At 47.7% G+C, this 24,989-nt stretch carries 21 protein-coding genes and 1 pseudogene; 7 read left to right on the forward strand and 15 right to left on the reverse strand.

Features of this window, described 5'->3' with window-relative positions:
- The first annotated feature begins 196 nt into the window (after positions 1–196).
- Positions 197–2,338, forward strand: a complete 2,142-nt coding sequence (locus tag E5331_RS10215; protein ID WP_275441164.1) for a M3 family metallopeptidase — start codon at positions 197–199, stop codon at positions 2,336–2,338.
- Positions 2,339–2,524: 186 nt separating this feature from the next.
- Here E5331_RS10215 and E5331_RS10220 read toward each other — a convergent pair whose 3' ends face one another.
- The 11 genes and pseudogenes from E5331_RS10220 to E5331_RS10270 all read right to left on the reverse strand — a co-directional run bounded on the left by E5331_RS10220 (position 2,525) and on the right by E5331_RS10270 (position 12,275).
- Complete coding sequence (locus E5331_RS10220; RefSeq protein ID WP_123483976.1) at positions 2,525–4,144, reverse strand: DUF3943 domain-containing protein; 1,620 nt, start codon at positions 4,142–4,144, stop codon at positions 2,525–2,527.
- A 12-nt stretch (positions 4,145–4,156) separates the two neighbouring features.
- Entirely contained in the window at positions 4,157–5,143 is a 987-nt protein-coding gene (locus E5331_RS10225) for a DUF4249 domain-containing protein (RefSeq protein WP_168355203.1), read from the reverse strand.
- A gap of 2 nt (positions 5,144–5,145) precedes the next feature.
- Positions 5,146–7,434, reverse strand: a complete 2,289-nt coding sequence (locus E5331_RS10230; protein WP_135984616.1) for a TonB-dependent receptor plug domain-containing protein — start codon at positions 7,432–7,434, stop codon at positions 5,146–5,148.
- Positions 7,431–7,775: a hypothetical protein gene (locus E5331_RS10235; RefSeq protein WP_135984617.1), complete on the reverse strand. Its 345-nt coding sequence runs from the start codon at positions 7,773–7,775 to the stop codon at positions 7,431–7,433. The genes E5331_RS10230 and E5331_RS10235 overlap by 4 nt, the downstream gene beginning before the upstream one ends.
- A 400-nt stretch (positions 7,776–8,175) precedes the next feature.
- Positions 8,176–9,095, reverse strand: a pseudogene (locus tag E5331_RS10240) (IS982 family transposase).
- A gap of 162 nt (positions 9,096–9,257) precedes the next feature.
- Positions 9,258–9,443 (reverse strand): hypothetical protein, encoded by a 186-nt coding sequence (locus E5331_RS10245; RefSeq protein WP_123483980.1) that lies wholly within the window; start codon positions 9,441–9,443, stop codon positions 9,258–9,260.
- 61 nt (positions 9,444–9,504) lie between these two features.
- Entirely contained in the window at positions 9,505–9,693 is a 189-nt protein-coding gene (locus E5331_RS10250; protein WP_123483981.1) for a hypothetical protein, read from the reverse strand.
- Positions 9,694–9,849: 156 nt separating this feature from the next.
- Positions 9,850–10,653 carry a GLPGLI family protein gene (locus E5331_RS10255; protein ID WP_135984619.1) on the reverse strand — a complete coding sequence of 268 codons (804 nt, stop codon included), beginning with the start codon at positions 10,651–10,653 and terminating at the stop codon, positions 9,850–9,852.
- Positions 10,654–10,746: 93 nt separating this feature from the next.
- Positions 10,747–11,607 carry a GLPGLI family protein gene (locus E5331_RS10260; protein WP_123483983.1) on the reverse strand — a complete coding sequence of 287 codons (861 nt, stop codon included), beginning with the start codon at positions 11,605–11,607 and terminating at the stop codon, positions 10,747–10,749.
- A gap of 27 nt (positions 11,608–11,634) precedes the next feature.
- A complete protein-coding gene (locus E5331_RS10265; protein ID WP_123483984.1) occupies positions 11,635–11,877 on the reverse strand; it encodes a hypothetical protein in 243 nt (80 codons plus the stop codon).
- Positions 11,874–12,275 carry a BlaI/MecI/CopY family transcriptional regulator gene (locus E5331_RS10270; RefSeq protein ID WP_123483985.1) on the reverse strand — a complete coding sequence of 134 codons (402 nt, stop codon included), beginning with the start codon at positions 12,273–12,275 and terminating at the stop codon, positions 11,874–11,876. The genes E5331_RS10265 and E5331_RS10270 overlap by 4 nt, the downstream gene beginning before the upstream one ends.
- A gap of 354 nt (positions 12,276–12,629) precedes the next feature.
- On the opposite strand from E5331_RS10270, the gene glpA reads away from it, so the two are divergent.
- The 5 genes from glpA to E5331_RS10295 are packed head-to-tail and all read left to right on the forward strand — an operon-like array spanning position 12,630 to position 19,205.
- Entirely contained in the window at positions 12,630–14,273 is a 1,644-nt protein-coding gene (gene glpA, locus E5331_RS10275; protein ID WP_123483986.1) for an anaerobic glycerol-3-phosphate dehydrogenase subunit A, read from the forward strand.
- Positions 14,274–14,307: 34 nt separating this feature from the next.
- Entirely contained in the window at positions 14,308–15,549 is a 1,242-nt protein-coding gene (gene glpB / locus E5331_RS10280; RefSeq protein WP_168355205.1) for a glycerol-3-phosphate dehydrogenase subunit GlpB, read from the forward strand.
- Between the two features lie 57 nt (positions 15,550–15,606).
- The gene (gene glpC, locus E5331_RS10285) at positions 15,607–16,881 is read left to right on the forward strand and encodes an anaerobic glycerol-3-phosphate dehydrogenase subunit GlpC (RefSeq protein ID WP_169477623.1); all 1,275 of its coding nucleotides are present in this window, start codon (positions 15,607–15,609) and stop codon (positions 16,879–16,881) included.
- Positions 16,882–16,936: 55 nt separating this feature from the next.
- Positions 16,937–18,421, forward strand: a complete 1,485-nt coding sequence (gene glpK, locus E5331_RS10290; protein WP_123483989.1) for a glycerol kinase GlpK — start codon at positions 16,937–16,939, stop codon at positions 18,419–18,421.
- 31 nt (positions 18,422–18,452) lie between these two features.
- A complete protein-coding gene (locus E5331_RS10295) occupies positions 18,453–19,205 on the forward strand; it encodes an MIP/aquaporin family protein (protein ID WP_123483990.1) in 753 nt (250 codons plus the stop codon).
- Positions 19,206–19,330: 125 nt separating this feature from the next.
- Here the strand turns inward: E5331_RS10295 and E5331_RS10300 are convergent, their stop codons facing one another.
- Positions 19,331–20,191: a sigma-70 family RNA polymerase sigma factor gene (locus E5331_RS10300; protein ID WP_123483991.1), complete on the reverse strand. Its 861-nt coding sequence runs from the start codon at positions 20,189–20,191 to the stop codon at positions 19,331–19,333.
- Between the two features lie 221 nt (positions 20,192–20,412).
- Entirely contained in the window at positions 20,413–21,906 is a 1,494-nt protein-coding gene (locus tag E5331_RS10305; RefSeq protein WP_123484002.1) for a Do family serine endopeptidase, read from the reverse strand.
- Between the two features lie 348 nt (positions 21,907–22,254).
- Here E5331_RS10305 and E5331_RS10310 point away from each other — a divergent pair, with 348 nt between their 5' ends.
- Positions 22,255–22,812, forward strand: coding sequence for a C40 family peptidase (locus tag E5331_RS10310; RefSeq protein WP_123483992.1), 558 nt, complete (start codon positions 22,255–22,257; stop codon positions 22,810–22,812).
- A gap of 26 nt (positions 22,813–22,838) precedes the next feature.
- On the opposite strand, the gene E5331_RS10315 is transcribed toward E5331_RS10310, so the two are convergent.
- Together E5331_RS10315 and E5331_RS10320 are read right to left on the reverse strand one after the other, a co-directional pair.
- Entirely contained in the window at positions 22,839–24,032 is a 1,194-nt protein-coding gene (locus tag E5331_RS10315) for an acyloxyacyl hydrolase (protein WP_123483993.1), read from the reverse strand.
- Positions 24,020–24,955: a hypothetical protein gene (locus E5331_RS10320; protein ID WP_135984623.1), complete on the reverse strand. Its 936-nt coding sequence runs from the start codon at positions 24,953–24,955 to the stop codon at positions 24,020–24,022. The genes E5331_RS10315 and E5331_RS10320 overlap by 13 nt, the downstream gene beginning before the upstream one ends.
- Positions 24,956–24,989: the final 34 nt, after the last annotated feature.

The raw sequence follows: 24,989 nt of genomic DNA on the forward strand, positions 1-24,989 counted from the left end.
GTGCAAACTTTGCAGATAATCCAATCAGCGATTATATCTAAATAATGCCGGGCAATATGTCCGGCATTATTTTTGCAATATCCCGATTCCTATGAAACGGAGTTCTTTTTATGAAATGGAATTGTAAATTTTCTCCGGATGTTTTCAGAAAAGGTAGAAAATAGCTAAATTCGCATTCAAATATAATTTTTACTACATGAATAAATTTATCTTAGGGTCAATTACGGCGATGTCGCTGATGGCATTTGCCGATGAGGTGCAAGGGGGACACGTCAATCCGTTGCTGCACGTATCCGATGCGCCTTTTCAAGCTATCCCGTTTGACAAAATCTCTACGGATGATTATGAGAATGCCATATTGGAGGGCATTCGCCTTCACAATGAGGAGCTTGACAAGATAGCAAATGCTACCGACGCGCCTACGTTTGAAAATACGGTAGCTCCCCTCGATCGCTCCGGACGCCTGCTTAATGAGGCAGTGCTTGCACTGGGTAATCTTGATGCGGCACTCGGCGACACCGTTCTAATGAACATCATGACAAAGATGACGCCGATCATATCCGAGCATTCCACCAACATCCTTCTTAATGAGAATCTTTGGAAAAGGGTGAAGCACGTCTATGAGAATGAGTCGGAGCGTGCGGACCTCTCTCCGGAAGCGCGTCGTCTCATATCGGAGACCTATAGAAGTTTTGCAGAGAGTGGTGCGGATCTTCAGGGAGATGACCGCGACAAGTATCGCCGTCTGAGCACCGAATTGTCAGACCTTAACGTGCGGTTCAGCCAGAATGTCACAAACGATATGGCGAGTCCCGAGCGTCGTCTGTGGGTGAAGGAGGAGGATACTGCCGGATTGCCCGAAAGTATAAAGAAAGCGGCACGTGAGGTGGCGAAAGAGGCATTGGAGGCGGAAGATAAGGAGGACGATGGGTCTCTCTATCTTTTCACTGTGTTTGCCCCTTCATATCGTCCGTTCATGACATACGCCGACAATAGGGAGTTGCGTGAGAAACTTTACAAACTTTATAATTCGCGCAACAACGGTGGAAAATACGACAATACGCAGATTCTTAAGGATATCGCCAACATACGCCTGGAGATAGCGCGTCTGATGGGTAAGAAGAATTTCGCGGAATATCATCTCCAGGGCACTATGGCGGCTACTCCGGCGGCTGTAAACGGTCTGCTTGAGCAGCTGAGGGAGAGCTACACTGAGCCGATGAAGCGCGAGATTGCCGAGGTGCAGGATTTCGCACGCAGCAAGGTGGGTGATGATTTTGTGCTGATGCCGTGGGACTACAGCTATTGGTCGGATAAGCTGAAGAATGAGCGTTATGCCTTCAATGATGAGGATATGAAGCCGTATTTCGAATTAGAGAACACCATTGGCGGAGTCTTCGGTCTTGCCACACGTCTTTATGGCTATACTTTCAAGGAGAATAAGGATATACCGGTTTATCACCCCGATGTGAAGGCTTTCGAGGTATATGAGCGCGACGGCAGTATACTTGGAGTGCTGTATGCCGATTTCTTCTATCGTGCAGGAAAATCTCCGGGCGCATGGATGACGGAGTTCCGCACTGAGACTAAGGATGATGCCGGCAATCGCACGCTCCCGCTCATATCCATAGTATGCAATTTCTCAAAACCGATAGGTGATGAACCTGTCCTGCTTACTCCCGATGAGGTGGAGACATTCCTTCACGAGTTTGGACATGCGCTTCATGGCTTGTCGGCACAGGCAACGTATGCCTCGTTGAGCGGTACCAATGTATATCATGATTTCGTTGAGCTGTTCTCGCAGTTTAATGAGAATTATCTGACGGAGAAAGAGTTTCTTGACGGTTTTGCCACCCATTACAAGACCGGTAAGAAGATGCCGAAGGATCTTCTGGATAAGTTCCTCCGTGCGCGTCAGTATGGCGCGGCGTATGCCTGTATGCGTCAGCTCGGATTCGGCTATCTTGATATGGCATACCATACGATAGAGGAGCCTTTGCGAGCAAGTATGGACGGGGAGGCGTTTGAGAAGAGGGCACAGGATCCGGTGCGTGTGTTTGATGCAGTGGAGGGTAGCGTTATATCCCCCTCGTTCGGGCACATCTTCTCCGGCGGCTATGCAGCCGGATATTACGGCTACAAATGGGCGGAAGTGCTGGATGCGGATGCCTTCGCAGCCTTCAAGGAGCATGGAATCTTTGATAAGACCACTGCTGACAAGTTCAAGAAAATGCTTCAGAGCGGCGGCACGGTCGATCCGATGGACCTCTATAAGGAATTCCGAGGAAAAGAGCCGACGGTAGATGCCCTCCTCATCCGCGACGGCATAAGCAAATAAAGAAGTTTTGACAATTTCAATACCTACAGAAAAGAGCAATGGGATCCGGCTTTATGTGCCGAATCCCATTACTTTTTCGTATAATATAAGAAATGGAAAAAGGCTGCGTAAATTTAAACACAGCTTCAAGTTTGCATTATATGAGATAAATACATAATTAGGTTATTATATATACAAGTTTGATTGCTAAATTTTATACGTCAGCATCAACTGGAAATTCATTTGCTTGCTCTCTATACGGGGGAAATATGTGTACGAACCATTATAAACTGAAAAATCATAATTTGTCGTTCGGGTGTATAAATTAATTTGACCTGAAAGGTAAAGCCGCTCCAATAAACGATATCCTACACGTACCTGAAAATGATTGAATCCAGAATTTGACCCGTCTCCCTGAATGTTAACCGGCGAACCTTCTGGGGTCAGCGACCAGTCGTAATAAGGATCATACCCATGCCATGTATATAGCTTGTAGAACTGGTCTTTTATATCCATCAACAGTCGGCCATTAAAGAGAGAGCAATTTAGACCGGCTTTGACTGAAAAACCTGATCCCCAATTGTAGTTGCGGTGATAATCACGATAGAAGTCCGTAAGAATACCTCCCAATATTACGGCATTGACATGGACAAATCCGTTCAGGACAACCCCGGTAGTTGGTTGGTATCGAGCCATCGTACCGGCACCAAGCGATGCCGGTGTGCCGAACTTATAAGGTACCACACATGGAGAAAGCTTGTTTGGACGATCAACCCTTTTTATAGTGTCGGAATCAAAAAAGTCAAAGTGCTGGTACATGCCGACCGACACGTTCAGATTCTTTTTGTCAAGTATCTCTTTTGACAACAGTCGGCCCACAATCTCGACACGGCTCAAAACAGGCTGAGTTTTGACAGCCTGCAACTCCAGGAAGAATGCGAACCAGTCATAGGGAGCTTTTGCATCCTCCGCATATCTGTCACCGTATTCAATGTCGATATCGGCAACCGCCCCGACTTTAGTCCCTCCGCCATTATTCATAGGTATTAGACAACGTCCTCCAAGCGAGACATCCACGCTTATTGGAGGAATGCCGAAACGCCTGCCGCTTGTCGTTCTCTTTTTCCATGCGTCACCGGTAACAATTCTGGTGAGTCCGCGCATAGGATTGACAAGGAAAGCGGCGAACTCCCTGCCGAAACGTTCACCTCCGGTGGCACGGTCATCGGTTATCATATCGGATGTGCGGTAGAGCACCTCACCTATGGCTGCACCTCCGATGGGAGTGGCAATAATGTCATTTGTCGACGGGTATTCACATTCCATGAACATCTCCCACATGGCGCTTCCACCTATGGCAAAAAGTTCCGACTGCCAGAAGTTGAAGCCATTTGACCTGCCGGCATTGAAAAAGAGCGAACCGTTATACGGATGGTCGAACATGTTGGTGTGCAGATGATCGTCGTCCCATTCAAAGCCATGTCTGAAGTTCTCCTTTATCGTGTTCCACGAGATATAGGCGTAATGGCCTTTCAACACATAGCGGTCAAAAGCCCATAACCCGATATTGAAGCCTACGGTCTCGGCTCCCGCCCGCCAGAAATTCTTTTTCTGATGGCGCACGACATCAACGCTGTCAGGCAAGGTTACCCGGCTAACAATCCTGCGGTCGCCAAAGCGCAATGCACCCGGCGAGTACACAGATCTGTATTCTTCTGATAATATTGTCTCCCCAGTTTCCATTATAGTGTCATTCTGTGCGCCGGCATACAATGCTGACATGTGCGTAAGGACACAAAAGATGAGTATGCGATAAAAGTTGTTCATGAGGTGGGTGTTTTATTGTTTCGGGAATGGTCCCACGATTTTCAATGCGTCGATCTCACTTTCCGCAGTGGTGTAGCAACCTAATATCCCGACACCTCCGCTTATGTTTGAATACACCTTGACCGGATCCGCGATCCCAAGATCTATCATGCCGCCTTGCAGACCCTTGTCGTTGGTACGGTTCATGAGAGCGCTGACCAGATAGTCGTAGTATGCCTTGGAGATAGCATGGAGCCGGAACCTGCGTTTCATCTGAGTCAGGTTCCATTGGAATGATCCCTTTGGCATCTGCACGATCTCTTTTACGGTGAGGGTATATCTTTCCCCGTCGATCCCTTTGTCTGAGAACGGGAGACCGTATGGGGAGTATGGCTCCCATCCGGGCAGTGTGGCATGCACTTGGTTAGCCAACTGCTGGAAGACAAGCTCATGCGTGAAGTCACGTTCTCCCATCATTATGTCCTTGCGGGGATCCACTGCGTCCCATTGCAGGAAATAGTAGTCTCCATCCCCAATTGGATCGGTAAACGTCACTCTATATGTGAACACGAAGTCACTGTTGGTGTAGATACTGACAGGTCCCTGACGTGACACCGTGACATCCTCTATCGACACGGAATGAGGCATGATGTCGGATGCGGTTATTGTCTTATCCATGAAGGTGGTGTGAAGACCAACCTCATCTCCGGGTCCTACCTTTACATCCGATATGTAGAGATTCCTTTCCGTATCATAAGTCATGCCCTCTTTCTTCTCGGAATTGACAATTATATCTATGTCAAGCCCCTTGACGTATGTACGGTCATTATGGATGTCGGAAAAGAAATATGTGCGTGTGGCCATGACCTGAACGGTTGAATCGGGAGTTACAAGGGAATTTAGAGTAAGGAGATTTTCCCCGTCCTCATCCCTGTAGCTGTCCATATCAACCTCATGATAACAGGATATGAGCAGCATCGGAAGAACCGATATTGATGCGTATATGGATTTATTTCGCATAATCAGAAAATATAGGTGTATGAGACAGAAGGTATGACAGGAATGAAACTCAAGGTCTTGAAAGCGCGGTGCCATCCGGACGGACGGTCTATCACATTATTCTCGTTGTCCTTCTTTATGGTTATCGCGTTCATACGGCAATAGGCGTTGTAGAGACTGAAATTCCAGATTCCGGAATTCCCGTTCTTATAAGTCTTGTGAATGCTCATGCCGAGGTCAAGACGGTGATAGGCGGGCATGCGGACATTGTTTCTTGAGGGATAATAATCTATGCCGTCGATTTCATTGCCATAACCCGGAGGTCCAACCGTAGGAGCATCCGGGAACTGACTGCCGGGGATGTCATAGTTATACATGGAGAGAGTGAGCCTGTTGCCTGTCATGTATGTCCAGCCGGCATTGAACTCTATACGGTCGTTGAGCTTGTAGTTTGCATTTATGTTTATCTTATGCCGGTTGTCGAATTTCGTCGGGAACTTCATTCCCTGATTCAACTCGTCAAACTTACGCCAGTTCCACATGAGTCCGTATCCTATGGATCCGGTGAACTTGCCCGCTTCTTTTGTGAGACTGAAATCCACGCCGTAGGACCATCCTTTTCCGGAGGTGAGTTTCTCCTCCCATGTGAGTCCAGGATTAAGCACCGACACGCCTTCACGGTATTCGAGCAGATTCCTCATATCCTTGTACCATCCTTCCACCGAAAAGTACATGCTGTGTGGAAGATTGCCGTATAATCCGATGGAATACTGGTCGCTCCGCAGAGGCTTGAAGGTGGCGATAACTGGTTGCCACAGGTCTGTCGGAAGATTTATGTAATTGTTCGATACCTGCTGAACATACTGGCTCATTCTCGCATAGCTTGCCTTGACGCTGAAATCCTTGCCCAACGCAACCTTCACCGAAGCGCGTGGCTCCAATGCCGTAAATGTCTTTGACTGTATGTTATAGGCAGAGAACCTTAACCCTAAATTGAGTGCCACAATATCATGGAAATTTAAAGTGTTGTCGGTATACGCCGAATATTCATTGGCTTTGGCATGCGGACTGTCGTTGCCGTCGGTTGAACCTTTGCCGTCGGAGAAGAACTCGTTGCGCAACCCCTCGGGAAGATAGTCGTGCCGCACGTATTCCACACCTGCCCTTGTCCGGAATACCTTGCTGAAATCTGCAATATAGTTCGCCCTCGCACCTAAATCAGCGATACTGTTTTCTGTCCGGCTTTTGTTGTAGCCGTATGTGTCCGGCTCGTCCATGTCGGTCTGGTATTCCCTCTCCTGTCGGTATGTGGAACTGTATCTTGAAAAATAGACCGAGGCATTGATAGTGCCGGGACCGATATGATAATCGAATGCTCCCAATATGCCCCAATTGCCCCAGGACAGGCGGTTGACATCCTCGTCAAAGAAGCGCGTGTCAGATTGCGTGTCATCCGGTATAGGTTTGCCGTCGGGACCAACGATGAAACTTTCATTTTCACCTTCGAATTCGCGGAGTCCAATTTTTAGATGGTCATGTCCGTAATATCCAACTATATATGCCGAGGCATTATAATTGAATTTATGGTCAATCCGCACGTTGAAGTCGGTGAAATCATATCCGGCAATGTGTTTCTTACCCTTTTTCTTCTCCACAGCGTTCATTATGGCCAATGTAGGGATAGAGATGACATCTATCCACGAGCGTCGGATGCCGACTGTGAATGCCGTCTTGTCTTTTATGACCGGTCCGGTGATAAAGGCATTTGCACTCAACAGCCCCAAAGTAAAACGACCATGAAATTTCTCGAAGTCGGAACGCTTCATCGCGACATCCGTGATCGAGGATATCCTGCCGCCATAACGCGACGGGAAAGCCGCCTTGTAGAAATCAACCCGGCTGACAGTCGGTACATTGAACGATGAGAATATACCTCCGAGATGGCTTACGTGATAGAGCGGCAGACCTTGATAAAGGAAAAGGTTCTGATCGTTGTCGCCACCCCTGACGAACAATCCTGTAAAGCCCTCCACACCTTGAGATACGCCAGGCAGAGTCTGTAGGGTTTTCACTATGTCTGGCTCGCCGAACATAACGGGAAGATTGGTGATCATCTTGTTGCTGAGTGAGACACGACCCATTTCCGCAGCTTTCAGATTACGGTCCGCGCCGTAGCCTCTCACCTCGACTTCTTTCAACTGATGTACGGCTCCGAGAGTATCCGCCGCTATGGAATCAGTCTGCGCAAACGAGGAAATGCCGCTTGACAACACAAGCGACATTGCAATGGCATATTTGCAAATATCATTCATTGTTTAGCAAAACGTAGGATCAAACCTTGGTTGGCATGATGAAGAAGAGGATCACCTGTGAACTCGGCATCATATTTGTATTCCACTCCTTTGATGTCAGTATCTCCCTTGAATCCCATGAGATCAGAGACAGTAGTAAACGAGGATGATTCTTTGGACGTGGGGAATCCATCAATCGTGACAATTGTGGTATAGGTCGGGTTAGAAGGATGCACGAACTGATCCGGATCTTTGTCCGGGCTCAGATTGGCATCCAACAGTTTGGACGATAGGGTGACCGAACGCACAGACGTCACATTCTTACCATCAAGTGTGACCGTCAGTTGACTCCCTGAATACACTCCGTCCCGGTAGCTGAAAGACTCAGTTACAGAATCAGGCTCATTGTGACAACTTGGAAATATTAGAAAAAGTATTCCTAGAAGGACAATAGACTGCGAAATAGAAAAAAATTTTTTCATTGGTTATGCTTTTGATATGTTACATTAATATAACATAATAACTAGCTAAATTGTATTTTTTTACAACTACTTAACAATCGTGTATGTATTTTGTTCAGAGAATCATCCTTATTGGGTAATATAAAATTCCTGAAGCTTGCTTTAAAAACAGTGGCTTGAACATGCTTCTTATTAACACGAGTTCGGGATAAAAAATCCTCATCAGATTGCCAATATACAGGCATAACATATCGGGCAGCCTTACACGACTGCCTGATTGTTTTTATATGATTATGATGCTTTATTGCCAGATTGCGAGTTGACCGTCAGATGGGTCAACCTCAAAGTCAAAATTGACTTCCGGTTTGACAGCGAAAAAGCAGTATGCGCCCATCGCAGCAAGCAGATTCATCAGGAAGTTGAGGATGTTGCGATGCCGGGTATGCACAAGCCGGGCAACATTCTTGAGCATATCGTTAATGGACTCGATTATACTCCTTTTGCGCAGCATGATTTTGTCATATAGAGGCATCAGCCGCTGCTTCATATTTGAACGGAGACCGGTCACTATATGGATGCCATCGTCGAATAGCTTTCCGAAAAGAGATTGGGAGATATATCCTTTGTCAGCATACAGTTTGCCGAAAAACTTGTCTGTAAGTACATCAAACACAGCTTCGTTGCGGTCATCCACGTTTGCCTTGGTCAGAACGAAGTTGACAATCTCGCCATTTTCGTTACATAGCAGATGCAACTTGAAGCCGACATACCACCCCATCGTGCTTTTCCCTTTTTCGGCTATACCTTGAAGATCTTCATGTTGAACTGGCGCTTGTTGTGGATGACAGGGATACATGTGCTGTCCACAAAACTTATGCCCGAACATTCTCCGAAACATGCGAGTCTAAGGAACATGGTCAGTGCCACAAAGCAGCGGGGCATGACTTCCACAAAGCGGTTATAAGAGAATGTTTGTGGGAAAAGATCCCGCCAATGCCGGCAGACGCATCAGAGATAGTAATGTTTGAAATTGCGGTAGCTGTTGAAGTGAAAACAGATCAGGATTGTGATGACTTCCGAATCGGACATCATGCACTTACGCTTACGTTTTGGAGTGTCTTTTGAGGCGGGTAGGGCGTTTTTTGACATCTCAACTTCAAATTCTTTGCAGAAATCGTCTGCAATACAAAAAAATTCACTAACTTTATCCTTGGTAATCATGATATATGGTTTATTGTTTTAGTATCTCTAAATTATTAAATATCAATGATATTGCCAAACGAAACGGCAACTTTTTCAAGCTGCCGTTTCAATTTTTTGAGGACTTCCTTATCCCGAACTCGCGTTATTAGGTCTTTGGAAAGAGGTGCGAAAATACATTCGTCAATCAGGAATGCCATCTAAAAAGTAACCATTTTGTCTTGAACGTTCCAGAACTTTACGAACTCTTTCTTTAGCCTTAGGGTCATACTGCACCCCACGCTGTTTTGCGGCTTCTGTCGCTAAACGATTAAAACGTTCGGCGGCTTCCCCTGTCAGCACAGGAATAACTATCTGAGGTAATGCCATAACGGTAAATGTTAATTGGTTGATATAAAAACGGATTTATAAATCCGTTTGTTGTATTTGTTTAGAACTTGTGTATGATTTTATAGAATTTCGATACACCATTCCCTGCGAGAAGAATGAAATCCTGATGTTTCTCAATTCCTCTCGGATCAAAGAAATTATATTTATAGCCCACTTTCAATTGGGGATTCTGCGCCATCGCTGCAAACACAACAGCAAATAGCATTATTACTAAATTTAACTTTTTCATTTTCTTAGAGATATTGAGATTGACAGCTTGTTTATAGGGCTACATAACTGAAAACGACAGAGGAAACATCCGGAAAGACGAGCGAAATTTAACAAGTTATTTTTTGAAGATTACTTAAAATAGGATTTATACTTTTATATTTACTCAATCAGCGACTTATCTGTAATCTGTTTCAAGGAAGTCAAGGGTTTTGTCAAACTTTATACCATCCTTAACGGTTATGCCAATACCTAAAGCTGTTGATAATCCTGCTTCCGGATTATCTTCAAACTTACGGAGAACTTTTAGCATAGTCATGCGGTCTGTTTTTTCGTAATTGTTTTCGTTCAAGACCGGTGTAATTTGTCGAGGAGTCATCTGCACTCCGGTTGCGCTGAAAACGTGTTGACCTGAATTTTCCGATGCTTCAAGAATCAACCCCGGCAGTCCAGATAATTTCCATGGACCATCCTGTATTGGAATTTCGGGAGAGAACCATGCTGTCCAATGGCGACCTCGCCAATCACAGGTAGCCATTGTACATTCGTATCCGAGAATATTTTTTGTTGAGTCGCTGATTTCCCAATTTTGTATACCATAAGGTTCTGTGAATCTGAACATCATGACATTTATGCCATCATAGACATCAGTTTCTCCTCTTTCTTTCGACTTGAAAATGTACATTGGTACTCTTCTCTGCGGCACACTTTTCATATTTCCGGAAGTGAATGCAGCCATCTTCATCTGATTGTAAATCTCTTTACCATCAGGTGTATATTCAAGAGAATCCACATATTCAGTTTCGGGATTGAAGAATTTTGAAGATACAGCATTGGCAAGCAGTATCATCTGATGGTTCTGCTCTTTGCCGGTTCGGTGAAAGTGCTTATAATTATAGCTGACTTCAATGTCAGCCTGTTCCTGAGCCACGGTGGTTATCACCGCGAAACAGATTGTAGTGAGGATTATTAACTTTTTCATTTTCTTAGAGATATTGAGATTGACAGCTTGCGTCCGCGTAACCAATCTAATTGTCACACTTGATTGTGATTGCCGGTTTCATTTTTCTGTATATTATTTGTAGTCGGTTTCTATATAGTCCACCACTTCAGCCGGAAGGTAATCCTTGTATTCTATCCCTTGGAAAACTATCACGTTGCTTCCTGCGGATTTTATATTGCGCGAAGGGTTGTCAAGACATTCCCGGCGCAATCTCCAGAAATCCCGTCGGTCTATTGCTTCCCAATTATCTTTGCCGTAAATATCCTTTACCGGCTTAGAAGTCTGCCGGATGCCGTCTGCCTCGAAAGTATATTGTCCCCCTTCACATTCAGCCGCAAGGATAATGCCGGGAAGTCCCGCAAGTTTCCAAGGTCCGTCCTGCACAGGTATCTCCGTGGCGAACCAAGCAGTCCAATTCCTTCCCCGAAAATCAGTGGTAGCCATCTGGCAATCATATCCCAGGATATTCCTGACCGAATCTTCTATTTCCCAATTTATCTTAGGAATAGATTCCACGATATGAAACCTTGTGGCACTCGCCACATCATAAGTGTGAAGCTGCCCCTTCTTAGAGAACTTAGTGATATAGAAAGAGCCGTCCACCCTCGGAATGTCTTTCTGTCTACCTGATTCCCAACATTCACGTTTGAATGTGTTGAAGGCCTCGAAACCCTCGGGTGTTGATTCAATCGAGTCAATCATTTCGGTACGTGGCGAATAGAATTTTGAATTATACCCGTCAGTGATGAGTATATAATCATTTGTCACATCCGCGACGGCACTTCTCATAGTTTGGACCGGATGTGAATATTTATAGCTTACCTCAATTTGTTGTCCAACTACCGCTGTGGTAATTCCTTGCGCTACGGAAGCCAAAATTGCGGTGGAAAATAAGGTCAGAGATAATAAGCGTTTCATATTAATTGGATTCATGATTCATTTGGAGTCAATTGTTTACGATTACTTGGGTTCCACGTGGATTGTGGCTTTGCCATTACCGCTTTTATCAATGGTTATGGTCTTAATCGCATCTGTCTTGATGTTGTTTATCTCCTCATGCGAGACAGGTATGCCATCAACTGTGAATACAAGCCGATTTAGAGACAGCTGCTTCCGGTTTGCAAGAGCCAACCTGTATGCTGTCCACATCACAATCAACGGGATCGACACTCCTAAAGTGTATTGGAAAAGAGAGGTTATCATTTTCCGGCTCCTTTTTTGTTATTCTCAATTTTCTTGTTATTCTCAATCATTTTGAGAAGGGAGCGTAACTCTTCATCATCAAGATGGTCCTCCACAAGATTGGATGCCAATGAAAAGGCACTTCCGAAGAAACGTTGCACAATCTTGCTGAGAACGCCACGACGATAGTCCGACTTGGAACAGGTGGCGAAATAGTTGAATCCGCCATATCGTCCCGGTTCGTGCCCTACATAGCCTTTGTGTTCGAGAGAGCGCACAAAAGTAGATAGAGTATTAACATGAGGTTTTGGTTCGGAGAAGTGAGCCAGTAATTCTTTCACCGCACAAGGTCCGTACTCCCATAGCAAGGTCAACGTTTCCTCCTCCTTGTCGGTTAGTTTTTCGAGTTCTTTTTTCATATAAACGAGATTTGTCGTTGGCAAAGTTAAAAAGAATTTATTATCCTTCCAAATTTTAAACGAGAAATATCGTCAAAAACGGGAATTCTTTTTGACCGGTTGAGGTAAAAACGTGAGAGGAATCTTCTCTTTTTTTGCTTTTTAGTTGGTCGAAATCGCTTCTGCTTATTTTGTTGAAAATATTTGAAAACATAAGGAGATGTAGGATTGTTTAGATTGTAAAGGTTTGGCATTAATGATTTGTGCTTTATCTGCGAATGTATTATTGTAATTCGTACATTTTAATTCACAAATCGGGATTCGCACATTGGGATATTGTGTGAATTTATAAATATCTTATTACTCAAAATGACTATGAGAAACGAAAGCAAGGTTGAATATGATGTTATTGTGATTGGTGGGGGTGCCACTGGTGCCGGCACGGCACGTGATTGTGCCATGCGTGGGTTGAAGACAATCCTGATAGAGAGGCTTGACTTCACGGCAGGCGCGACAGGCAGAAATCATGGTCTGCTTCATAGTGGTGCACGCTATGCCCACACCGACCCGGAGAGTGCTGCGGAATGTATCAAGGAGAATATGATACTACGTCGCATCGCCCGGCATTGTGTGGAGGAGACGGGTGGACTCTTTGTGACATTACCGGAAGATGGTCTTGATTATCAGGAGGCATTCGTGGCTGACTGCATTAAATGCGGTATAAACGCGGAGACACTTGACCCGAAGGATGCTCTGCGTCTCGAACCGTCGGTCAACCCCGATATAATCGGGGCGGTGAGAGTGCCGGACGGAGCGGTTGATCCCTTCCGTCTTACCACAGCCAATGTGCTTTCAGCCCGTATGCATGGTGCCGATGTCATGACCTATCAGGAGGTTGTGGGATTCATTAAGGAGGGCGACAGAATCTGCGGGGTGCGACTCAAAAGCCGTAAGAATGGTGAGGAATCGGAAGTGAGAGGAAGTGTGACGGTGAGTGCCTGCGGTATCTGGGGACACCACGTGGCGGAGCTTGCCGGAATCAAGGTCAACATGTATCCAGCCAAAGGATCACTGCTTATTTTCGGTCATAGGGTGAACAATATGGTGATCAACCGTTGCCGCAAGCCGGCAGATGCCGATATCCTTGTGCCGGGCGACACAATCTGCGTCATCGGCACCACCTCAACGCGTATCCCTTTTAATGAGATAGATAATATGGAGGTGACTCCGGCAGAGGTGGATCTGCTGCTTAGGGAGGGTATCAAACTCTCTCCGCGTCTGGCATATACCCGCATACTCAGGGCGTATGCCGGTGTGCGTCCGCTTGTCGCCGCCGACAACGACCCCACCGGAAGAAGTATCAGTCGAGGGATAGTATGCCTGGATCATGCCAAACGCGATGGGGTGGAGGGATTCATCACCATAACAGGAGGCAAGCTCATGACTTATCGTCTTATGGCGGAGGAGGCTACGGATATGGTATGCCGAAAGCTGAATGTCAACAAGAAATGCGAGACGGCAGAGGTGCCGTTGCCCGGTTCGGAATCGGATGCCAAGGATGAAGACCGACGTCAGCACATCATCGAGCTTAGCACAGAGCAGAAAGCAGCCGAGGGTAGGCATGGAAGCTGGTCGGGAAGGATAGAGTCTCGTTCGGATGCAGATGATGCTCTTGTATGTGAATGTGAGCAAGTGAGTGTGGCGGAGGTGAAATATGCCATGGAGGAGCTTCATGTGCATAATCTCATCAACTTGCGCAGACGCACGCGTCTCGGTATGGGCACGTGTCAGGGTAGTCTATGTGCTTGCCGTGGTGCCGGACTCCTTGATGCCCACGATAAATGCGCACAGAGAAGCCTGGATGACCTTGCCGGATTCATGAATGAACGTTGGCACGGCATGTTCCCCGTATGCTGGGGTGAGACTCTATGCGAGGTGCAATTCACGTCGTGGCTCTATCAGGGTGTTCTCGGACTTGATCATGAACCCCCACACCACGAGGAGGAGATTTCCAAATAATACTAAAGTTGTTGCCCGTTTTAAATTCATTGATATGAAATACGATAATATAATAATAGGAGGAGGTCTCAGTGGTCTTGTCTGTGGCATAGAGTCAGCGCGTAGCGGACGTAAGACAGCGATTGTGTCGGCAGGACAGAGTGCCCTTCATTTCTGGTCTGGCTCTTTTGAATTTCTTTGCAATGAGGATTCCCGGATAGTCATAGATCATCCGCTTGAACGAGCCGAACGGCTTGATGAGTCTCATCCTTACAGGAAGATAGGAGTGAGCAACGTTTCGAAACTTCTCGACAGGGTGTTGCCACTTCTCCGCGAGGCAGGGATAAAGGTGAACGGTTCGCTTGAAAGGAATCATTACAGACTGACTCCATTCGGCTATTCACGTCCGGCGTGGCTCACACTTGACGAATATCTCTCTTTCCAGTCACCTTCTGAACTGAAAGGTAAGAGGGCGGCGATAGTCAACATATACAGTTATCTTGACTTCTATCCCCGTTTCCTTGCATTGGGTCTTTCAAAACTCGACGTGGAATGTGTGACTGCATCGGTCAACGTGCCTCAGCTTGATATCCTGCGTAAGAGCACCACAGAGATGCGAGCCACCAACATGTCGCGCTTCCTTACAGATTCAGCCGTTGATGATCTTGCACGTGAGGTCAACCGTGTTTCATCGGATTGTGACATGGTGATCATGCCTGCGGTGCTCGGTATATTCGATGATGAACCGGTCAATCGTCTTCGCCGTGGTGTGGACCGTCCGGTGTTCTTTGTTGCCACTACGCCTGCATCCGTGCCGGGAGTGAGATGCCAGCTCAGTCTGCGTGACTATTTCACGTCGCTCGGCGGCACCTATATGCCCGGCGATACAGTCGTGGGGGGAGAGATCTCGGATGGCAGGATCCGTAAGATATACACCTCCAATTTCGGGTCGATTCCGTTGATTGCGGAGAACTACGTGATATGCACCGGGAGTTTCTTCGGACATGGGCTGATCGCCAACATGGATAAGATTTATGAGCCGGTGTTCGGACTTGACCTCAATGCGCCCGATGACCGCACTGAATGGTATGACAAGAATTTCTATGCGTCGCAGCCTTATATGGGTTACGGAGTGGTGACTGATGAGAAGTTCCGACCGATGAAAGAGGGTAAGGTGATTGAGAACCTGTATGCCACCGGGGCACTCCTCTCCGGCTTCAACGCACTGAAGGAGGGTAGCGGGGCTGGCATCACCCTTGCCACAGCCTTGCATGCGGCATCCTGCATAACGCGATGACGGGAGTGGATGAATCCATACAGAAGTTAACACAACGTCCTTAATATTACGACTATGATGACACTCCAACAGCAAAATATAAGCGATAATAATTTTGAATCGTGCATAAAATGTACGATCTGTACGGTATATTGTCCGGTGACGGCGGTCAATCCCGACTATCCCGGACCTAAGCAGGCAGGACCCGACGGGGAGAGATACCGTCTGAAGAAACCGCTGTTTTATGATGAGGCATTGAAATATTGTCTTAATTGCAAGCGGTGTGAGGTGGCTTGTCCCAATGATGTGAAGATAGGGGATATAATCCAGTCGGCACGTATCAAATATAGTGCCCACGGACCATCTCTGCGCGACACCATGCTTGCCAACACTGACTTCATGGGTAACATCGCCACGCGTATGGCTCCACTCGTCAATTTCACTCTCAAACTGAAACCGGTAAAACTGATCATGGATAAGGTGCTGAAGATTGACGACCACCGCACATTCCCGAAATACTCCTCGGAGCGGTTTGAATCATGGTATGGCAAGAAAGCCTCCGAGGTGGAGAAGCAATATCCGAAACAGGTGTCATATTTCCACGGTTGCTACGTCAATTATAATTACCCGCAACTTGGTAAAGATCTGCTTAAGGTGATGAATGCCGTGGGCTACGGCGTGCGCCTGCTTGATAAGGAGCGGTGCTGTGGTGTGGCGAAGATAGCCAACAAATGTATTGACGAGGCAATACGCGACGGCAACAACAATATCCGCGCCATAAGCGAAGCGGTGGAGCGGGGGGATGAGGTGCTTGCCACGTCATCTACATGCTGCTTCACGCTCAGGGATGAGTATGAGCATATCCTTCATCTCAACAACAGGGGGATAAGGGATCATATCATGCTCGGCACGCTCTTCCTATTCAATCTTATAGACAACGGTGATGTGAAGATAGCGTTCCGGAAAGACTATAGGAAGAGGATAGCCTACCATACACCATGCCACATGGAGAAACTGGGATGGACCGTATTCTCCACCTCCCTTATCAGGATGATACCCGGCGTGGAGTTCATAATGCTTGACTCGCATTGCTGCGGCATAGCCGGCACTTATGGTTTCAAGAAGGAGAACTATGCCTATTCCCAGGCAATCGGGGAGCCATTGTTCCGGCAGATAAAGGAGACGGGATGCGACTTTGTGGCAAGCGACTGTGAGACCTGCAAATGGCAGATTGAGATGTCGACCGGAGTCAGTGTCTTGAATCCGATATCCGTGATAGCCGATGCCATAGACTTCGAAGAGACGCGTCGTCTGAACGGCATATCCGGTCTGCCGGTAGTGGAGGAGTATTGAAGAAGATATAATGATAAGCTGGGAATATAGATATTAAAAATAAAAATCGACAGCCATGGAAAAGTATATTCTGTCATTGGATCAGGGCACCACAAGCAGCCGTGCCATAGTTTTTGACCATGAGGGCAACATCTGCTCGGTAGCGCAGCATGAGTTCCCACAGATATTCCCGAAAGCGGGGTGGGTGGAGCATGACCCTCATCAGATATGGGGATCGCAGGCGTCCGTAATAGCGGAGGCAATCTCACAGATAGGAATCAACGGACATAATATTGCTGCCATAGGAATCACCAATCAGCGAGAGACCACAATATTGTGGGATGCCGATACCGGTGAGCCTATCTACAACGCAATCGTGTGGCAAGACAGGCGCACGTCGGAATATTGCGATTCGCTCGTGGAAGCAGGATATGGAGAGATGATCAAGAACAAGACCGGACTGATCATCGATGCCTATTTCTCCGCCACGAAGATAAAATGGATTCTTGACAACGTGCCGGGGGCGCGGGAGAAGGCGGAGGCGGGGAAACTGCGGTTCGGCACCGTCGACACATGGCTGATCTCATGCCTTACAAGAAACAGTGCGCACGTCACCGACATAACGAATGCCTCACGGACGATGCTTTTCAATATCCATACTCTGCAATGGGATGAGGAACTTCTCCGTCTGTTTGACATTCCGGCATCGCTTCTGCCGGAGGTTAAGCCGAGCAGCTGCGTGATGGCATACACCACCACCACGATCTTCGCACACGCTGTGCCGATAGCCGGAGTGGCGGGAGACCAGCAGGCTGCCCTCTTCGGACAGATGTGCATAAAGCCGGGATCGGTTAAGAACACTTACGGCACCGGCTGCTTCATGCTGATGAATTCCGGCAACAAGCCTATACTCTCGAAGAACCGACTGCTCACCACGATAGCCTGGCAGATAGGCGATGAGGTCACGTATGCACTTGAGGGCTCGATTTTTGTAGGCGGTTCTGTAGTGCAATGGCTGCGCGACGGATTGAAGTGCATATCCAGCTCTTCCGAAGTGGAGAAGCTTGCCACATCTGTAGAGGATACTGACGGGGTGTATTTCGTGCCGGCACTTACGGGCATGGGTGCGCCATATTGGGATCAATACGCACGCGGACTTATCTCAGGCATATCGCGCGGTACGACCGTGGCACATATAGCACGTGCTGCGTTGGAGGGTATAGCATTTCAGGTGTACGACATTGTGTCGTCGATGGAGTTGGATTCCAATCTGAAGATTGTGGAGCTGAAGGTTGACGGTGGAGCCTCGCGCAACGACCTCCTGATGCAGTTCCAGAGTGATATCCTCAATACGGAAGTGCTTCGTCCGCAGGTTACGGAGACCACGGCATTGGGTGCCGCCTATTTTGCCGGACTTGCCGTAGGCTTCTGGGGGAGTGTGGATGAGATCAATGCCCAATGGCAGATACAGCATCGGTTTGCCCCTAAAGCATCGCCTGAATACGTGGCGGCAAAGCTTGACGGCTGGCATGATGCGGTGAAAAGATGTCTTACAAAATAGTGACACCACGTGCCACATAATCTGATTTATTATGGAAGAGCTTGTTGTGCCTGTATTTCTACAGTGCTTTTTTGAGTTCCTGGGGACGTATGTCATGATTCTGCTTGGGTGTGGGGTAGTGGCATGCACCACGCTGAAGTTTTCTAAAGGCTTCGGCTCCGGTTGGGTTGTCATAACGTTGGCATGGGGACTTGCCGTGATGTGCGGGGTCTTCATAGCCGGACCATACACTGGCGCGCATCTTAATCCGGCAGTCACCATTGGATTGGCAATGGCAGGCAAATTTCAGTGGGGTATGGTGGTGCCCTATATCATTTCTCAGATGATAGGAGCTTTCTTAGGCGGACTTACGGTGTATTACTTCTATAAGGATCATTTTGACGCCACGGAGGATAAGGATACCAAATTAGGAGTATTCGCCACCATCCCGGCTATAAAGAATCTGAAACGTAATCTGCTTTCGGAAGTGATCGGCACTTTTGTATTGATTCTTGTCATACTGTTTCTCGCGGAAGATGGCAACGTGTCGCAGGTGGGTCTCGGTTCAATCGGAGCCCTTCCCGTCGCTCTGCTTGTGGTGGTGATTGGCATGGCACTGGGGGGCACCACCGGCTATGCCATAAATCCGGCGCGCGACCTTGGACCGCGTCTCGTGCATGCCCTTCTCCCGATAAAGGGGAAGGGTGGCAGTCAATGGAAATACGCATGGGTGCCGATTGTCGGACCGATCCTTGGAGCCGCCTTTGCAGTGCTTGTCTTCTGGCTGTATAAGACGTGGTGCTGACGTCGGCATTCGATGAAGATGACCGATTACTTTACGCCACTGACAACACTATAAGGGGGGCTAAAAATAAAGTGCCGTATGAATCAGATTCATACGGCACTTGCTATTTAAAGTATAATCAATCCTTATTCACCGAGATAGCTCTTCAGCAGCTTGCTCTTCTGTCCTTTCAAGCGGCGGATAGCCTTCTCCTTGATCTGGCGCACACGTTCGCGTGTAAGGTCGAATTTCGCGCCGATTTCCTCCAGCGTCATTTCCGGGCAACCGATTCCGAAGAACATCTTCAGGATGTCGCGTTCGCGGTCATAAAGCTGTTTCAAAGCCCTGTCTACCTCTTTAGAAAGGCTCTCCTTATTAAGAGAGGAGTCAGCCATAGGGCTATCGTCGTTGGGAAGCACGTCAAGGAGGGAGTTATCCTCACCATCGACAAACGGAGCGTCTACCGAGATATGACGACCCGACACTTTCAGCGTGTCAGACACTTTATCAACGGGTAGCCCGAGACGATCGGCAAGCTCCTCCGGAGAGGGACGCCTTTCGTTTTCCTGCTCAAACTTTGAAAGCTCCTTGCTTATCTTGTTGAGGGAACCTACCTGGTTGAGAGGGAGACGGACGATACGGCTTTGCTCAGCGAGAGCCTGAAGAATTGATTGGCGGATCCACCATACTGCATAAGATATGAACTTGAAACCACGCGTCTCATCAAATTTCTGAGCCGCACGGATAAGACCAAGATTTCCCTCGTTGATAAGGTCGGGAAGACTTAGTCCCTGGTTCTGGTACTGTTTTGCCACTGACACTACAAAACGTAGGTTAGCTCTGGTAAGCTTTTCAAGAGCTGCATGGTCTCCCTTCTTTATTCTCTGAGCGAGTTCCACCTCTTCACTGACTGAAATCAGTTCCTCACGGCCAATTTCCTGCAGATATTTGTCGAGAGATGCGCTTTCGCGGTTGGTGATTGATTTTGTGATCTTTAGCTGTCTCATTGTCTCTTATTCCCTTCCAAAAAATAATGATGCTTCAGCGGATATTATTCCGCTGAGACAAAAGATTTGGCACAGATGCCTATGTTAGAACGTAATGAAATGGGGAATGTTGTGTGAATAAATTAAAAAAAATGCATTGCCGGCAATAAATTTTATTATTTTTTTTGCCGGCAATGCTGTTGAGTCTTATTTCCGGGTCTGTTTTGCGACCGGATGGCACATTACTCCTGCGTCAGATTCACTGCGTAGTAGTATTTCTTTCCGTTGGGATAGATGCCCGTGATGAACATCACTTTGTCGCTGTCGTCAGACTTCATTATGATGTTGTAGATCTGCTCCACATCGTCCGGAGAATCCACGGCACGACCGTTGATGTCGGTGATGATGAAGCCGTCCTTGATGCCAGCGTCACGGAATACGCCGTTCTTTACGCTTGCCACTTTCACGCCGCGAGAGATGCCGAGGTTGCGTTTCTGCTCCGCAGTCAGCTTCATGAACGCACACCCGATTTCAGAGAAGTCGCCTTTCGTAGTGATGGTGGTGTTGCCTTGGGTGTTGCGAAGGGTAGCGGATTTCACCTGTTTCTGGTTCTTGCGGTAGAAGGTGACGGAGATCTTGTCGCCCGGACGGAATTTGTTGAGCTGCTCCACAAGCTGTGCGAAGTTGTGCACGTCGGTGTCGTTGATAGCGGTGATCACGTCATCCTCTTGAAGCCCAAGTTCCTTAGCGGTGCTCCTGTCGGTCACGCTGTTGACGAGCAGACCCGCCTTTACGGCAGTTATATCCTTCTCCTTAGCCAATTTTGCGTCAAGCTCTGCCACTGTGCAACCGAGCACGGCTCTCTGCACTGTGCCATACTGACGTAGGTCGGTCATCACTTTCTTCACGATAGTTGTGGGGATTGCGAACGAGAAGCCCGAATAGCTGCCGGTGTTGGAATAGATGGCGGAATTCACGCCGATAAGCTCACCCTTAAGGTTGACGAGTGCGCCGCCGGAGTTGCCGGGGTTGAGTGCCGCGTCAGTCTGGATAAACGATTCGATGCCCATCTTTCCGTTTCTACCGTTGTTCTGGCTAAGGCTACGTGCCTTTGCACTGACGATACCGGCTGTCACGGTGGAATTGAATCCGAACGGGTTGCCCACAGCAAGAACCCATTCGCCGATTTTCACTTGCTCGCTGTCGCCAAAGGTGATGGGGGATAGTTTCTCGGCATCGATTTTTATGAGTGCAAGGTCGGTTGCCTCATCCGTGCCTATCACGCGAGCCTCGTATGTGGCATTGTCATTGAGAAGCACCTCCAGTTTGTCGGCACCGTCGATCACGTGGTTATTCGTCACGATATATCCGTCGTCAGAGATTATGACGCCCGAACCGAGACCGCTCTGCACAGGCTCGCTGTTGCGCTGCTGCTGACGTGGCTGCTGTTGGCGAGGTTGCTGCGGACCGAAGAAGAAATCAAACATACCGAACGGGTCGTAGCCGCCACCCTGATTTCCGTAAGGATTCTGCTGACGCTGCGTGGTGAAGCTCTTGATGCACACCACAGCATTGACTGTCTTTTCCGCCGCAACCGTGAAATCGGTGTCGAAAGATGCTCCCGATGCAGTACGTATAAACTGAGGAGCGTTGTTTTCTGCATGATTGTCGGCACATGCCGGTGAAACCAGGATTGCCAAGAGAGCCGCCATTGCGGGGATACTGTATCTCTTCATGTCTTTAAATATGTAAGGTTGGTTTATATTCATTAATTCATTATGGGAAACATCAGGCGTTGTGGAAAGCCGTCTGATTCCGTAGACAGTGTAAGGGTTGTCATTGAAACAGCGTATACATCGCCTACATATAGACAATGCAAAAATACTGCCATTATTACACACTCTCCCTTAAAATGGGTGCGATTTAAGTTAATTTAATAAAATGAAAAATCAAAATTTAAAATACGTAAATATTGTTTGAGAAATATGAAATATGAATTAATTTTGCAGTATGAATCGATTGCGGCAATGTGACAATTTTGGCGCGGTGAGAATAATGTCGTGTTACGGATAACTGAGTAATATATGAATATCAAGCGATACGGGATAGCCAATCTGATGTTGGGGGTGGCGTGCATGATGGTGCTGTCGTTCTCCACAGGCTGTTCATCATCAAAGAATGCAACGAAACGTCCGCCTGTGCAGGTGGAGAGAGCTGATGGCAACGGTAAATCCCGACAGAAGGGTAATTCCGGATTGAAGGGTAAGAGGAAGCGGATTGTAGACGAGGCGTTGACCTGGGTAGGCACTCCTTATAAATATGCCTCCAATAAGAAAGGGAAGGGCACGGATTGTTCCGGTCTGGTGATTACGGTCTATGAGGAGGTGGTCGGCAAGAAACTTCCGCGCAATTCAAGGGAACAGGCGGAATATTGCCGCAAACTTTCGGAGAGGAGTGTGAAGCCGGGCGATCTCGTTTTCTTCGCCACCGGACGTGATTCGAAAAAGATATCCCACGTGGGCATAATGATTGACGATACGCGCTTCGTACACGCCTCCACCAAGAAAGGCGTCATTATCTCCGACATGCTGACCGACTACTACCGCCGCACATTCCGTATGTATGGCAGAGTGCCGGAATAATCCCGGAGGCTGCGGTTGGTTTTGTGTCAGAATCTGACGCCGATGCCGAGCATCAGGTTTTGTGGATTCTTGAAATCGCCGAGACGGTAGCCCACATTGAGGTAGACGTGGCGCGTCAGGAACGTCTTCAAGGTGAGCGATTGGTAGAAACGGTTGTAGCCCACAGGATTGATGATCTCATATCCGATGCCGGCATTGACCGAGAAGATCGGCATTGTCAGTTCGGCATGTGCTGATATACCGAGGCTTATCTGTTTGCCTAACGGTGGGCGTTCAAATTTCAGATACTCATCGTGTGTGCCTTCCACCCAATAAGGTGCTATGCCGGCACTCTCGTCCCATTGAAGGTCGAGCGACGGAGCTACCGCCACCCATCTGTTGAGCTTACGCATGGGGGAGAACTGCATACCAACCACTCCGAACTTTCCGGGACACAGCTGTGCTTCCGCCGGATCTCCGACGCTTACCACGCTTTTGCGCCAAGCACCGTAGACCATCACGTCATACATCCATCTCCCCTTGTCGGCTTCCTCCTCCAATTGCTCATACCTGACGCTATTCTTCGGCTGAGGATTCAGTATATAGTCAAAGCCCACGGAGAGACCGACAGTGTTGACTCCGGCATTGGGCCAGGAGGTGTTGCCATTTGAGTAATGTGTCGCCTCTACGCCGAATGAGAGATCAAAATTCCTTGACAGGGCATACTTCAATTTGAATCCGAGTCCCATCATTGCGGTCACTGAGGTGCTGACAGCCGCATTATTGTCAGGCGTCTCCTCATCATAATGCTTCCAGCCGAAAGCCGCTCCGAAATTCCACTCATAATTAATCGAAAGTCTATCGGAGATATTGAATACCGGTGCGCCCTGGTAGACGTAGGCAGTCATGGGGGAACCAACCAGAGATTTTGCGAAGAAAGTGTTCCCACCGATTCCGATGCCCTGATACAACCCTTTATACAGGATTCCCTCTCTTGAACTTTCGTTGAATGAGAAACCGGCACGTATAGATCCGGCGATATTCTTGTTGATTGACTTGGATTCAGGATTATCACCATCAAGAAAAGAGTTGGTGGGAAGCACAAAAGATGCGGATGCCTTTGCGCCAACCCTCCATTCCGGCGATAGGGAGAACCACGACGGTAGGGAGTCAGTGTTCTCAGCATGGCAATATAGGGATGCCGCTGTCAGCAAAGATAGGGTGTAGATCAGTTTTCGCATGAGATTTCAATATCGTAGTCAATAGGTTGGAAAAGCTGGCATTTGCCGGATGCCGGATAAGTGAATTGAGAGTTGGGTTGCATGAATGTGGCGAGATACCTTACGTCTAACGTGGCATATCTTACGTATAATATCGAGGTGACAGTGGAATGGGCGGGCACATCGATATAAGCCACTTCATCCGGATTTACATTCTCGGAATGAAACTCAATGACATCACCGATGGTCACTTCTACATTGCTTGACTCAGACTCAATCCATTCACCGTTGGAATAGATCTGAACGGGGACAGTCCCGCGTATGCCGTTCTGCCAAAGTTCTTCCGGCTGAAGCAGAATCTTGGATTTGGCATAATTGTATGGATATATTCCGATTCTTTTTACTGAGTCGGTATTGTTGTTGACTTTTGAGCTCATCATCTTTAAAGTCTTGAATCCTGCTACCGGACGCACTATATCATATCCCAGGTGTTCTATCTCCATAGGCTTCCCCGGGGTCAGGTGGAAGGTAATGCTGAGGGATTGTTCTCCATATAGGAGGGTTGACCATACGGAGATTTCTGAATCGTAGGTGTTGTCTAATGCAGAGGCCTCCACCTTGTCACCCGATACCCGGAATTCAATTGAGAATCGTGGAGCGGCGTAGACTATCTTAGTAACGTCGTCGATGCTGTAGGATCCATACAAGATCTCCCCATCCTTATCATAATATATAGTTGAGGTGTAGGAGTCGATTTCATTGCCAAAAGAGAGACCTGACAATCCCTTCTTCTTGATTTTGAATGAATAAGAATCGCCACCGGGAGAGAGGGTGATGTCGGTCTCGATATCCTTCGGCAGAGGCTCCACGAAAATATCGCTGTTGCAGGCAGTGGATATGGTCAGGAGCATTATGCACAATATGTCGGTGAATAATAATCGCATCTTCACGGGTTGGTCAGATTTATTAGACAACTTC

It is taken from the genome of Lepagella muris (assembly GCF_004793975.1).
In the GTDB taxonomy this organism is placed as follows: domain Bacteria; phylum Bacteroidota; class Bacteroidia; order Bacteroidales; family Muribaculaceae; genus Lepagella; species Lepagella muris.

Coding starts and splice junctions, on each gene's coding strand:
- E5331_RS10215 (WP_275441164.1), top strand. CDS start 197: ATGAATAAATTTATCTTAGGGTCAATTACGGCGATGTCGCTGATGGCA.
- E5331_RS10220 (WP_123483976.1), bottom strand. CDS start 4,144: ATGAACAACTTTTATCGCATACTCATCTTTTGTGTCCTTACGCACATG.
- E5331_RS10225 (WP_168355203.1), bottom strand. CDS start 5,143: ATGCGAAATAAATCCATATACGCATCAATATCGGTTCTTCCGATGCTG.
- E5331_RS10230 (WP_135984616.1), bottom strand. CDS start 7,434: ATGAATGATATTTGCAAATATGCCATTGCAATGTCGCTTGTGTTGTCA.
- E5331_RS10245 (WP_123483980.1), bottom strand. CDS start 9,443: ATGGCATTACCTCAGATAGTTATTCCTGTGCTGACAGGGGAAGCCGCC.
- E5331_RS10250 (WP_123483981.1), bottom strand. CDS start 9,693: ATGAAAAAGTTAAATTTAGTAATAATGCTATTTGCTGTTGTGTTTGCA.
- E5331_RS10255 (WP_135984619.1), bottom strand. CDS start 10,653: ATGAAAAAGTTAATAATCCTCACTACAATCTGTTTCGCGGTGATAACC.
- E5331_RS10260 (WP_123483983.1), bottom strand. CDS start 11,607: ATGAATCCAATTAATATGAAACGCTTATTATCTCTGACCTTATTTTCC.
- E5331_RS10265 (WP_123483984.1), bottom strand. CDS start 11,877: ATGATAACCTCTCTTTTCCAATACACTTTAGGAGTGTCGATCCCGTTG.
- E5331_RS10270 (WP_123483985.1), bottom strand. CDS start 12,275: ATGAAAAAAGAACTCGAAAAACTAACCGACAAGGAGGAGGAAACGTTG.
- glpA (WP_123483986.1), top strand. CDS start 12,630: ATGAGAAACGAAAGCAAGGTTGAATATGATGTTATTGTGATTGGTGGG.
- glpB (WP_168355205.1), top strand. CDS start 14,308: ATGAAATACGATAATATAATAATAGGAGGAGGTCTCAGTGGTCTTGTC.
- glpC (WP_169477623.1), top strand. CDS start 15,607: ATGACACTCCAACAGCAAAATATAAGCGATAATAATTTTGAATCGTGC.
- glpK (WP_123483989.1), top strand. CDS start 16,937: ATGGAAAAGTATATTCTGTCATTGGATCAGGGCACCACAAGCAGCCGT.
- E5331_RS10295 (WP_123483990.1), top strand. CDS start 18,453: ATGGAAGAGCTTGTTGTGCCTGTATTTCTACAGTGCTTTTTTGAGTTC.
- E5331_RS10300 (WP_123483991.1), bottom strand. CDS start 20,191: ATGAGACAGCTAAAGATCACAAAATCAATCACCAACCGCGAAAGCGCA.
- E5331_RS10305 (WP_123484002.1), bottom strand. CDS start 21,906: ATGAAGAGATACAGTATCCCCGCAATGGCGGCTCTCTTGGCAATCCTG.
- E5331_RS10310 (WP_123483992.1), top strand. CDS start 22,255: ATGAATATCAAGCGATACGGGATAGCCAATCTGATGTTGGGGGTGGCG.
- E5331_RS10315 (WP_123483993.1), bottom strand. CDS start 24,032: ATGCGAAAACTGATCTACACCCTATCTTTGCTGACAGCGGCATCCCTA.
- E5331_RS10320 (WP_135984623.1), bottom strand. CDS start 24,955: ATGCGATTATTATTCACCGACATATTGTGCATAATGCTCCTGACCATA.